General features: G+C 67.8%; 9 protein-coding genes and 1 pseudogene. 7 read left to right on the top strand and 3 right to left on the bottom strand.

Annotation, left to right across the window (positions count from 1 at the left end; translation table 11 throughout):
• Positions 1-127: 127 nt before the first annotated feature.
• A complete protein-coding gene (locus AB0M26_RS04835; protein WP_365254513.1) occupies positions 128-1,036 on the bottom strand; it encodes a universal stress protein in 909 nt (302 codons plus the stop codon).
• Between the two features lie 78 nt (positions 1,037-1,114).
• Between AB0M26_RS04835 and AB0M26_RS04830 the strand changes: the two are divergent.
• Positions 1,115-1,207, top strand: a pseudogene (locus AB0M26_RS04830) (hypothetical protein); the annotation flags it as partial.
• A gap of 19 nt (positions 1,208-1,226) precedes the next feature.
• On the opposite strand, the gene AB0M26_RS04825 reads toward AB0M26_RS04830, so the two are convergent.
• Positions 1,227-1,826: an ATP-binding protein gene (locus AB0M26_RS04825; RefSeq protein WP_365254510.1), complete on the bottom strand. Its 600-nt coding sequence runs from the start codon at positions 1,824-1,826 to the stop codon at positions 1,227-1,229.
• Between the two features lie 143 nt (positions 1,827-1,969).
• On the opposite strand from AB0M26_RS04825, the gene AB0M26_RS04820 reads away from it, so the two are divergent.
• From AB0M26_RS04820 to AB0M26_RS04795, 6 genes are all read left to right on the top strand, one after another.
• The gene (locus AB0M26_RS04820; protein ID WP_365254507.1) at positions 1,970-3,193 is read left to right on the top strand and encodes a LacI family DNA-binding transcriptional regulator; all 1,224 of its coding nucleotides are present in this window, start codon (positions 1,970-1,972) and stop codon (positions 3,191-3,193) included.
• Between the two features lie 206 nt (positions 3,194-3,399).
• Positions 3,400-4,689 (top strand): ABC transporter substrate-binding protein, encoded by a 1,290-nt coding sequence (locus AB0M26_RS04815; RefSeq protein WP_365254504.1) that lies wholly within the window; start codon positions 3,400-3,402, stop codon positions 4,687-4,689.
• A gap of 71 nt (positions 4,690-4,760) precedes the next feature.
• The gene (locus AB0M26_RS04810; RefSeq protein WP_365254501.1) at positions 4,761-5,777 is read left to right on the top strand and encodes a sugar ABC transporter permease; all 1,017 of its coding nucleotides are present in this window, start codon (positions 4,761-4,763) and stop codon (positions 5,775-5,777) included.
• On the top strand, positions 5,774-6,625 hold the full coding sequence (locus tag AB0M26_RS04805) for a carbohydrate ABC transporter permease (protein WP_365254498.1): 852 nt from the start codon (positions 5,774-5,776) through the stop codon (positions 6,623-6,625). The genes AB0M26_RS04810 and AB0M26_RS04805 overlap by 4 nt, the downstream gene beginning before the upstream one ends.
• 263 nt (positions 6,626-6,888) lie before the next feature.
• A complete protein-coding gene (locus tag AB0M26_RS04800; RefSeq protein ID WP_365254495.1) occupies positions 6,889-7,968 on the top strand; it encodes a PP2C family protein-serine/threonine phosphatase in 1,080 nt (359 codons plus the stop codon).
• 166 nt (positions 7,969-8,134) lie between these two features.
• Positions 8,135-10,537 (top strand): SpoIIE family protein phosphatase, encoded by a 2,403-nt coding sequence (locus AB0M26_RS04795; protein ID WP_365254492.1) that lies wholly within the window; start codon positions 8,135-8,137, stop codon positions 10,535-10,537.
• Positions 10,538-10,559: 22 nt separating this feature from the next.
• Here the strand turns inward: AB0M26_RS04795 and AB0M26_RS04790 are convergent, their stop codons facing one another.
• A complete protein-coding gene (locus AB0M26_RS04790; protein ID WP_365254490.1) occupies positions 10,560-11,129 on the bottom strand; it encodes a PadR family transcriptional regulator in 570 nt (189 codons plus the stop codon).
• Positions 11,130-11,164 lie beyond the last annotated feature (35 nt).

The following is an 11,164-nucleotide window of genomic DNA, read 5'->3' as shown; positions in this document are numbered from 1 at the left end:
CAGGTAGGGCTCGATGAACTCCCATTCCACGTCCGTAAGTTGCACCTGCGTCATGCATGACGATCTACAGGAACCCGCCCCGCTGCGGGAGCGGAGCCCACAGATTGATCACAACTGGATACGCCCCCTAGTGCCGCCCGCCGTGGTCGGCCTGCCGCGGGGGCGTCGGGCTCAACGGCACGACGGCGACCGGGCATCGGGCATGCCGGAGGACGGCCTGCGTCACTGTTCCGAGTCTGCGGACCGGGTCGAAGGACAGGCTTCGGTGCCCGAGGACTACGAGACCGGCGTGTTCGGACAGTTCCACCAGGCGGTGTTCCGGTCGTTTCGACGTGAGGTCCTCGATGACGTCGATCCCGGGGTACTGCTCTCTCCACCCCTCCAGCGCTCGGGTGAGAATGCGGGTCTCCCTGAGGTCGCTCGTACCGCCGCCCCCGTGGCCGAACGCGAAGAGGCCGGTTCCCGTGGTGGGGTCGCTCGGCGACGGGAACGCGCGCGTCACCGTCAGCGGGGCCTTCTGCCTGAGCGCGGCCTCGAAGGCGAGGCGCAGGAGTCTGGCGCTCGGCACCCGCCCGTGGATGCCGACGATGACACCGCCGTGGCCCTCGTCCCGTGGCTGCGCCGGCCGGGAAGGCACCACGACGACCGGGCACGGCGCGTGGGCCGCCGCGTAAAGGCTGGTCGAGCCGACGAGAAGACCCGGAAATCCGCCGCCGCCGCGCGTGCCGAGCACCAGCATGGCTGCGTCGGCCGCACAGTCCATGACGGCCTGCCGCGGATCGCCGGCCACCAGGCGCATACCGATCTCCACCCCGGGGGTGCGACGCCGAGCCCTGTCCATCACGGTGGCGAGGAACGATTCCGTACGGCTCCGGGTCTGCTGCGCCCGAGCGGAGGCCGGTGAGGGCGAAGCCCAGGCGTGGGCGTGCACGATCTCCAGGGGCACGTGGCGCTGGGCGGCCTCTTCAGTGGCCCAGTCGAGGGCCAGGAGACTGAGGGGGCTGTGGTCCAACGCCGCCTGGACCGGTCTGTGCATGGTCCCGTCCTTTGCGGTCACCGGGGATTCCGGGGGGAGGGAGGCTGAGGTTCCCTGAAGCGGCAGGGTCTTCAGAACATGGGCCTTCAGAACATGGGCCTTCAGAACATGGGCCTTCAGAACATGGGCCTTCAGAACATGGGCCTTCAGAACATGGGCCTTCAGAACATGGGCCTTCAGAACATGGCCGTCAGAACATGGAGCAGACTGCGGGCTGGAGGTGCCTGCTCGGGCGGGGACAGTACTGGTCGTTCCGGTCGCGCTCGGCGGGGTACGGGGCCGGGAGGGGGGACGGGGTGCCGTCCCTCGCCCGGGGCCGGGGGAGGACGAACCAGATCGCGGTGCCGCCGTTGTCGGACTCGATCCGGGTGCTCAGTGCCATCTCTTGCAGCAGCATCAGTCCGTAGCCGCCGGTGCGGAGGTCGGGCTCGTTCTCGTGGGCTCCACCCCACGAGTGGCCGGTCGCGGCCATGCCGGGCCCGTCGTCACAGATGCAGACGATGAGCGTGGCCGCGCGGAGTTCCAGGTGCACCGCGACCGTCACCCTGCCTTCGGCGTGCCGGTGGGCGTTGGTGACCAATTCGCTCACCAGGAGTTCAAGGTCACCGTCACTGTCCAGATTCCAGGCGGCGACCTGCCGCGTGGCGAACTCACGGGCCTCGCGGGGCGAGGACGGGCCGGCGTTCGCGACCCAGCTACTGACGCGCCGCACGGAAGGACCGGTGCGGGGCGTTATCGGGCCCGTGCCGGGGGCCCGCTGAGCGGAGCCCGCAACAGTTTGTGCCTTCATCGGGGACTTTCCTTGTTTCGAGCTGCGCTCTTCGCTCCAGCTCTCCCCCCGGCAAACGATCACGGCCGGGTTCTCCACTCACGGTGTCCTGCCCGGCCCCTGGCGACGTTGTCAGTCTCCTGATCTTTCGTTGCCGTCGACCTATGCGCTGCAGCAACAGCCTAGAAACGCTCCGACATCAAAGTCCAGAGGTTCTGCAAAATTATTCAGGCTTTCTGCAGAAACACCGTGAGTGTGCGCCGGGTAACCACGCGGATTTTACGGGGGGTCCGCCCTGGGGCGCTGGGAAAGAAAGCTGCTCGATCGCCTACCGGAATGCTGCAAAATTCTGTCATACTCACCGCATGGCCAGCCGAGCCTCGAAGATCGCGGAATTCGCGGGAGTCAGTGAAGCAACCGTCAGCCGGGTGCTGAACGGCAAGCCCGGGGTGGCAGAGGCAACGCGTGAGTCCGTGCTCACTGCGCTCGACGTTCTCGGCCTCGAGAGGCCGACCCAATTGCGTAAACGCGCCAACCAGTTGGCCGGTGTCGTCGTCCCTGAGATGACGAACCCCGTCTTCCCGAGCCTGACCGCGATCATCGGGAGCCGGCTCGCGCAGCGCGGCATCACGCCCATCCTGTTCACCGGAGAGCTCAGCGGGATCCAGGAGAAGGATTTCGTGAACATGCTCCTCGATCACAGCGTGTCGGGTGTTGTCTTCGTGTGCTGCCAGCACTCGGTACGCGGCGCCGACCACGACCACTACACACGGCTCGTGGAGCGCGGGATGCCCGTGGTCGGGATACAGGGCGTGTCGTCCGACCTGCAGATGGCCTGTGTGTCGAGCGACGATTTCCTGGCGGCCGACACAGCCGTGCGGCATCTGGTCTCCCTCGGGCACCGTCGGCTCGGCTTGGCCGTGGGCGATCACCATCACATCCCGGCCGCCCGTAAGATCGCGGGATTCAGGACCGCGGTGGGTGAGCAGATCGGTGAAGGCGAAGACGCGGGAAGGATCGTGGAGACCGCCTATTCACTCCAGGGCGGCGTCACGGCAGCGGAAGAACTCCTCGAACAGGGCGTGACAGGGATCATCTGCGGCAGCGACGTCATTGCGCTCGGCGTCATCCGGGGGGCACGGCGTATGAAGCTACGCGTGCCCGAGGACGTCTCCGTGATCGGCTACGACGATTCCCTCTTCATGCCGTCGGTGGACCCTCCGCTCACCACGGTCCGGCAGAATCTCGTCGAACTCGGACTGACCGCGGTGTCCCTGCTGATGCGGCAGATGGCCGGTGAAACGGTGAGCCTCAGAGAGATGCTCTTCGAACCGGAACTGGTCGTGCGCGGCAGCACGGCGGCGGCCCCGAAATCCGTCAGCGTCTGACCTCTTCACTACGCCTCGGGGTTCTCCACTGAGGAGGAAGTCACGCTGACTTCAGCGTGCCGTCTTGGTCGCCGAAGAGCGCATGGAGTAATGCTTGAGGCGCCCCAGAGCCGCGCAGCCCCAAGGGCCGCGCAGCCCAAGGGAAGAGCTGCGGAGCCCGAATCCCGCTGACGCATTATCAGTGCAGTACGTCGAGGAGAACTTCCATGCACACATGGCAGGCGTCGGCACGAGCGGCGGCCGTGACGACCGTATTCTGCGCAACGCTGGCTCTGGGCTGTGGAAGTGACGACGACGAGAGTACGAACTCTGCGTCCTTCACCGGCCGGGGCCCCATCGTTCTGGCGATGGGAAAGGACAACAGCGGAGTGGTCTCCGAAATCCTCGACCAGTGGAACCGAAAACACCCGGAAGAACGGGTACGCGGGATCGAACTGTCCGACTCGCCGGACGAGCAACGGCGTCGCATGATCCAGGACGCCCGACTGGAGTCCGGCGAGTTCACCGTACTCAGTCTGGATGTGGTGTGGACCTCCGAGTTCGCCGCCAATCGCTGGGTGAGCCCTCTGCCACGTGACAGGGTCAATACCTCCGGAATGCTGAGGCCCACCGTGGAGGGCGCCTCCTACCGAGGCAGCCTGATCGCGATGCCGTGGACCACCGACGCGGGCCTGCTCTACTACCGCACCGATCTCCTCGAGAAGGTGGGCGCCAAACCTCCCCGCACGTGGACCGAGATGGAGCAGATCTGCGCGAAGGTCCTGGCGCTGCCCGAAGCGCGGGGCATGTCCTGCTACGCGGGACAGTTCGACAAGTACGAAGGGCTCACCGTCAACTTCGCCGAGATGGTCGACAGTTCGAAGGGCACCGTCGTCGATGAGAACGGAAAGCCGCACGTGGACAGTCCGGAGGCCGCCAAGGGACTGGAATTCTTCACACGTGCCTTCGCCGACGGGCTCATCCCCAAGAAGGCGATCACGTTCAAGGAGGAAGAGGGGCGGCAGGCCTTCCAGAACGGCGAACTGGTCTTCCTCCGTCAATGGCCGTACCAGTGGACGCTCTCCAACAAGCGGGACGGCTCCTCCGAAGTCGCCGGCAAGTTCAACGTCGCTCCCCTGCCCGGACTCGACGGCCCGGGAGTCTCCTCACTCGGAGGCCACAACCTCGCGGTGAGCGCTTCGGCGAAGAACAAGGCTACGGCCCTGGACTTCATCTCCTATGCCACCAGCGAGCGCACCCAGCGCGAGAATCTCCTGCGCAGTTCCAACGCACCGACCGACGCGTCGTTGTACGAGGAACCGGACCTCATCGCGAAGTACCCCTACCTGCCGGTGCTCAAGGAGTCGATTCTGCACTCCGTCCCGCGGCCCCGGCTGGTGCGCTACGGAGATGCCACGGCGGCAATCCAGGCCTACGCCTATCGTGCGCTCAACTCCCAGCAGGATCCCGAGGACGCCTTGAGGGACATGCAGCACGACCTGTCGCAGCTGCGCTAGCAGATCCTCATGGCACGCCCGGGTCCTCACGCACCATTCGCCCGGCCCCGACACACACCCCGGCGGTCCCGTTGCCCCGTCCCGGCACCACGCACGCGAAGCGGTACAGGAAGGGGATCGGAAAGGCCAGGAGAGCACTGGCAGTTCTCCTGGTCTCGCCCACCCTCACGGTTATCGCCCTGGTGGTGGGCTATCCGGTGATCGCGGCCATCGGCGACTCCGTCCATGCCGAGTCCACCTCCCTGGACGCATCCGGATTCGTCCGGCGCACCGAGGAGTTCGTCGGTCTGAGGCACTACCGGGACATCCTCACCGGCCCCGCATCACGCCGTTTCTGGAACGCGTTCACCAACACCACGTTCTTCACCGTCAGCACTGTTGTGCTGGAAGCCCTCCTCGGTGTCGTCCTGGCCCTGGCGATGCATCACACCCTGCGCGGTCGCGGAATCGTACGCGCCGGCATCCTCATTCCATGGGCCGTACCGACCGTTGTCTCCGCTGTGCTCTGGCAGTGGATCTTCCAAGCGGACGGCATTGCGAACGATCTCATCGGCCGGGAGGTGCTGTGGACCACCGACGCCTTTCCCGCACAATTCGCCGTCATCGTGGTCGACACATGGAAGACCGCTCCATTCGTCGGACTGCTCGTCCTGGCCGGACTCCAGCTCATTCCCGTTGAGATCTATGAAGCGGCGCGCGTGGACGGTGCGAGCCACTGGCAGCAGTTCATCAGGGTGACGCTTCCGCTCGTACGCCCGGTGCTCCTGCTGGCCGTGCTTTTCCGACTCCTCGACGCGCTACGGATGTTCGACCTCCCGTACGTCCTCATCGGCCCGCGCAAGGATGCCGTGGAAACTCTGACGATGGTCGCTTTCGACGAGTCCGTGAACAGCCGCTACGGGGTCGCCGCTGCCTACGCCATCCTCCTCTTCTGCTACGTGGCAGCCGTGGTGTTCGTCTTCATTCGCATTCTGCGGGTCGACGTCCTCGGTCTCCACGCACCGGTTCGAGCACCGCGACCCCGCCGGAGCGGGCCACGGCGCCGGCGAAGAAAGCATCACAACGCCGGGCCAGGAGAAGGCCGATGACTGCTTCCCCCGGACGTCGACAGGTACGTGTCCGCTCGGCCTTCGGCTCACTGACCTTGCTGCTGATCCTGATGTACTGCCTGGCGCCCTTCTACTGGATGCTCATCTCCAGTTTCCGGCGCACCTCGGACCTGTTCGAGAAGTCGCTGCTGCCCTCACCCTGGTCACTGGAGAATTACCGGGCCGTCCTGGAGCCCGCTCAGGGCTTCTCACGGGCGCTGCTCAACAGCCTGGTCGTCGCCGGGTCGACCACCGCACTGGCCCTGCTGATCGCCACCTGTACCGCGTACGCCCTGGCACGTGTCGAATTCCGGGGAAAGAACGCCATCCTCGCGCTGATCATCGCGACGAGCATGTTTCCGACGATTGCGCTCCTGGTTCCCTTGCTCAAGCTCTTCACCGACGACCTGCACTGGATCAACACCTATCAGGCCATGATCGTCCCCAGCCTCTCCTTCGCCCTGCCGCTCGCCGTGTGGAACCTGACGGTCTTCTTCCAGCAACTCCCCAGCGAGCTGGAAGAAGCCGCATTGGTCGACGGATGCACGCCCGGACAGGCCTTCCGCAAGGTGATCCTTCCGCTGGCGGGGCCAGGCATCTTCACCACGGCGATCCTGACGTTCATCGGAGCGTGGAACGAGTTCCTGATCGCCCTGTCGATGGTCGACAAGGCCTCCATGCAGACCGCGACCGTCGCCATTTCACGGTTCGGTGGAGTCACCGGATTCGAGATTCCCTACGGTACGAAGATGGCTGCGGGGGTCGTCGTGACCGTACCGCTGGTCGTTGTGGTCCTTCTCTTCCAGCGCCGTGTCCTCACCGGCCTCACCAGCGGTGCCGTCCGATAGGCCATGGGCGGATGCCTTCGAGCGTGCGGCGAAGCGCGTGCCGCGGGGCTGCCGAGGACGCCCTCGCCCACCGGGGTGACCGCACCGTCGCGCAACCGGTGTCTCCGCGTGTCTCCGCCGGCGTGCGGGAAGGCGAGAGCGGCTTGCGGTGGCCGCAAGGAGCATCGTGGGGGCAGTCTGGACACATGCGCCCGGCCTTCCGCCCACCTTCTCGCCCAGGTGGGAGCGGTCGCGCGCGGGCGCTTATCCCCCTCGCGCAGTCCGTGCCCTTCCTCATTGCGCTGCTCGTGCTGGCCATCGAGCTTTCACCTGTGCACTTTCTGTACACGGGCCCGTTCCTCACTGCTACGCCCGCCCTGGCCGCGGTGACGATGGGCCCCCGGGGGACCCTCTCGGCCGTTGCGTGCGCCGTGATCGTGAGCGTGATCACCGCTACCCACAACCAGGCATGGGGCACCATGCAGGTCTATTCGAACCTCCTGGCTCTTCTCCTGGTCTCGGTCGCCGGCGTCCTCACGAGTAAGGCCGTGCGGGCGCGCAGACTGGGCGAGCTCAATCAGATCCGACGGATCGCCGTGGCGGCTCAAGAGGCCGTCCTGCGGCCCGTGCCCTCTCAGCTGGGCGCGGTGCGCCCGGCGGGCATGTACCTCGCGGCGGAGGCGGGGGCACAGATCGGCGGGGACCTGTACGAGGTCGCTCAGACCCCGTTCGGGATCCGGATGATCGTGGGGGACGTCCGCGGCAAGGGGCTGCCCGCTGCGCGCGCGGCCGCCTCGCTGCTCGGCGCATTCCGGGAATCCGTGCACTACGAGGAGTCGCTGGAGGACGTGGTGAAGCACTGCGAGGCCGCTCTGCGGCGGGAGTACGCCCTCAGAGAGGCCATCGCTGCGGCCGGGGAGGAGGATGCACCCGAGCGCTTCGTCACCACGCTCGTGGCTCAGATACCGGACGCCCCCCTGGTCCAGTTGATCAACCGCGGGCACCCGCCCCCGTTGAAGCTCCACCACGGCAAGGTCGAGGCCCTTGATGCCGCCTCACCACAGCCGCCGCTGGGGCTCGACGACTTCATCACCGGTCCGCCCCCGAAGGCCGAAAGCCATCCGTTCACCCCCGGTGACCGTCTGCTGCTCTACACCGACGGCGTCAGCGAAGGGCGCAACCGGGACAACGTCTTCTTCCCCGTGGCCGAGGCCATGGAAGCAGTACGGGCCGTGGCCCCGTCGCAATTCCTGGAGGAACTGCACCAGGCGTTGGTCCGTCACACCGGCAACCGCCTTGCGGACGATGCGGCGATGCTCCTGGTCGACCGCATGGACGAAGTGCCACCGGAAGCGGCTCAGTAGCCCAGGCGGCCGTCCCACCCCGGATCCGCCCCGGCCGCATCCGCGTTGATCATGGTCCGCGTGACCGATACAGCACATCTTGCGCATATACCCCCCGCTCATCAGACTTGCAAGCAGGTGCGTCGCCGCTCGCCGCGCCGTGCGACCGATTCCCGGGGATGATCCGATGGACCCACGCGGCCCGGACAGTGCGCAGATCGCCGTGGGGATGCTGGACGAGCGCGGGCACGTGGTCTCCTGGGGCACCGACGCGCAGCGGCTGATGGGCTACCGGGCCGAGGACATGGAGGGGCAGCCGCTGGCGGGACTGCTGGCGGACGGGTACGGGCTCACCTCGGAGGACCTGGTACGCGGCGGGTACGCAGGGAGCGTGGCGCTGCGGCACCGCAACGGGGGCACCGTACAGGCCGAGTTCGTCGTCCGGCCGTGGGAAAGCGACGACGGTCCGGTCCGCGCGGTGTGGCTGATCCGGCTGACGCCCTGGAGCGGTGACGGTGCGACCGACCTGGTCGAGTGGGGCTTCGAGCAGATCCCGTTCACCGGCGGCATCCATGATCTGGAGCTGCGTCTGACGCAGGTCAACGAGCACGCCTGCCGCGCGTGGAACCTCTCGCGCGGCGAGATGCTGGGCAAAGGCCCCGCCGATCTGCTGCCGCCCGATGTGGGACCGGAGGTCACAGCGCTCATGCGGCGGGCCGTACGGACCGGTGAATCGGTGTCGATGGAGACTTTTCTGCGGCTGCCGGGCGGGCCGGAAGGGCACGCCTGGGTCCAGCACTTCACTCCGCTGAAGGACCCGGACGGGCAGGTGCGCGCGCTGTACTCGCTGGGCATCGACATCACCGCCGAGTACCTCGCCCGACGTCGGCTCGCGCTGCTCAGCCGGGCGGGCAGGACCGTGGGCAGCAGCCTGAACACGGAGCGCACCGCGCACGAACTGGCGGAAGCTCTCGTACCGGAGATGGCCGATCTCGTCACCGTCGATCTGCTCACCTCCGTGCTGTCCGGGCAGGAACCGGTGACGGGTACGCCTCGCACCGATTCGGTCACGCTGCGCCGTATCGCCCAGCTCTCGGTGATCGACGGCTGTCCCGAGGCGACGCTTCGCCTCGGCGACATCGAGCGGTATCCGGAGTTCGCGCCGCATGCACGTGCCGTGAAGACCGGCCGCGCGTTCCTCACCGATCCCCGGCACGACATCGGCTTCGGGTGGTGGATCGCACTCGACCCGCGCCGGACCGCGGGCGCGGCCGAGTTTCCGCTCCACTCCGCCATCACGGTCCCGCTGCGCGCCCGTGGCACCACCCTCGGCGTGGCGTTCATCGCCCGCCACCGCCACAAGGAGCCCTTCGACTCCGACGACCTGCTGCTGGCCGAAGAGGTTGCCGCGCGGGCCGCGGTGTGCGTGGACAACGGACTGCGCTACTCCCGGCAGCGCGCCACCGCCCTCGCACTGCAGCACAGCCTGCTGCCGCGCCGCCTGCCCCGCCGCAGTGCCGTCGATGTGGCCACGCGCTATCTGCCCGGTGACACGAGCCTGGGGGTGGGCGGCGACTGGTTCGACGTCATTCCGCTGTCCGGCGCCCGCGTCGCGCTCGTCGTGGGGGACGTGGTCGGGCGCGGAGTGCACGCCTCGGCGACGATGGGCCGGCTGCGCACGGCCGTCCGTACCCTCTCCGACGTCGAGCTTCCGCCGGACGAACTCCTCACGCACCTCGACGACCAGGTGGCCCACCCGGTCGATCCCGACGAGACGCACGCCCTGCCCGAGGCGGACACCGGCGAGGGGGCGACCTGCCTGTACGCGGTCTACGACCCGGTCTCCCGCCGATGTTCCCTGGCCTGTGCGGGCCACCCGCCGCCGGTCCTCATACGTCCCGACGGCAAGGTGGAGCTGCTGGAGATGCCGCCCAGCCTGCCGCTCGGGGTGGGCGGTCTGCCGTTCGAGAGCATGGAGGTCGAAGTCCCGGACGACAGCACGCTGTTCCTGTACACGGACGGTCTGATGGAGTCCCGGGACCGGGATGTCGACCAGTGGCTGGACGAACTGTGCCGAACGCTGGGGGCGGCGGCCCGTGCCGGGACCTCGCTGGACGGTGTGTGCGACGGGGTGCTCTCCGCGCTGCTCCCCGAGCGCCCCGACGACGTGGCCGTACTCGTCGCCCGTACGCACGCCTTTCCCGCCTGGCGGGTGGCCACCTGGGAGTTCCCCGCCTACCCCGTCGTGGTGTCCGAGGCGCGGGAGCGCACGATCCGTCAGCTCAGGGAATGGGGCCTGGACGAGGCCGTGTCCACCACCGAACTCGTGGTGAGCGAGCTGGTCACCAATGCCATCCGCTACGGCGCGGGACCGGTCCGGCTGCGCCTGATCTGGGGCGACACCCTGATCTGCGAAGTGGCGGACGGCAGCGCCACGGCACCGCATCTGCGCCGCGCGGGCAGTACGGACGAGGGCGGCCGCGGACTGTTCCTCATCTCCCAGGTGAGCCGCCGCTGGGGGACCCGGCACACGCCCGAGGGCAAGGTGATCTGGGCGGACCAGGCGGTCGGCCGCCCGCGCGCGGGTTGAACTGCCCCTGTCCGCCAGGGAGTTACGCGCGACCGCTGACCGCGTTGCGGCGCGCCAGGATCTCCAGGACCTGCGCGCCCCAGCGCAGGTTCTCCTCCTCGAAGGACCGCCCGCGCATCAGCGTCAGATACGGGCCGATCCGGTCGGCCGTCCGCAGATACGCGTCCTCGCTGCGGCCGTCGAGGAGGATTTCACGCAGCCGCTCGTACCGGGCGAGCTTGCCGCGGCCCCACTCCATGCGCTCCTCCACCAGCGCGCGGGCCGCGTCCGGGTCGCTATCGTCCACGGCCTGGATCTTGACGAGGAAGTCGTCCCGGATGGTGGTGGGCCGTGGCGGAGCGACCGCGAACGCCCGCAGGTCCTCGCGCCCCTCCTCGGTGAGCGTGAACATCCGCTTGTTGGGGCGCCGTTCCTGCTGGACGACGCGCGCGGAGATCAGGCCGTCACCCGCCAGCCGCTCGAGCTCACGGTAGAGCTGCTGCGGCGTGGCCTGCCAGAAGTTGGCCATCGAGGCGTCGAAGCGCTTCGCCAGGTCGTAGCCGGAGGCTGCGCCCTCCAGGAGCGCCGCCAGCACCGCGTACTTCAGAGACATCTGGACACGTTAACACTTCCGTGATTACCCTCCTT

This window comes from Streptomyces sp. NPDC051776 (genome assembly GCF_040681345.1).
In the GTDB taxonomy this organism is placed as follows: domain Bacteria; phylum Actinomycetota; class Actinomycetes; order Streptomycetales; family Streptomycetaceae; genus Streptomyces.
The sequence above is the reverse complement of the archived record's forward strand: the minus strand, read 5'-3'. Positions and strand labels throughout refer to the sequence as shown.

Excerpts from the sequence above, each read along its gene's own strand:
- AB0M26_RS04815 (WP_365254504.1), top strand. The coding sequence starts at position 3,400 with ATGCACACATGGCAGGCGTCGGCACGAGCGGCGGCCGTGACGACCGTA.
- AB0M26_RS04825 (WP_365254510.1), bottom strand. The coding sequence starts at position 1,826 with ATGAAGGCACAAACTGTTGCGGGCTCCGCTCAGCGGGCCCCCGGCACG.
- AB0M26_RS04795 (WP_365254492.1), top strand. The coding sequence starts at position 8,135 with ATGGACCCACGCGGCCCGGACAGTGCGCAGATCGCCGTGGGGATGCTG.
- AB0M26_RS04835 (WP_365254513.1), bottom strand. The coding sequence starts at position 1,036 with ATGCACAGACCGGTCCAGGCGGCGTTGGACCACAGCCCCCTCAGTCTC.
- AB0M26_RS04805 (WP_365254498.1), top strand. The coding sequence starts at position 5,774 with ATGACTGCTTCCCCCGGACGTCGACAGGTACGTGTCCGCTCGGCCTTC.
- AB0M26_RS04790 (WP_365254490.1), bottom strand. The coding sequence starts at position 11,129 with ATGTCTCTGAAGTACGCGGTGCTGGCGGCGCTCCTGGAGGGCGCAGCC.
- AB0M26_RS04820 (WP_365254507.1), top strand. The coding sequence starts at position 1,970 with ATGCGCTGCAGCAACAGCCTAGAAACGCTCCGACATCAAAGTCCAGAG.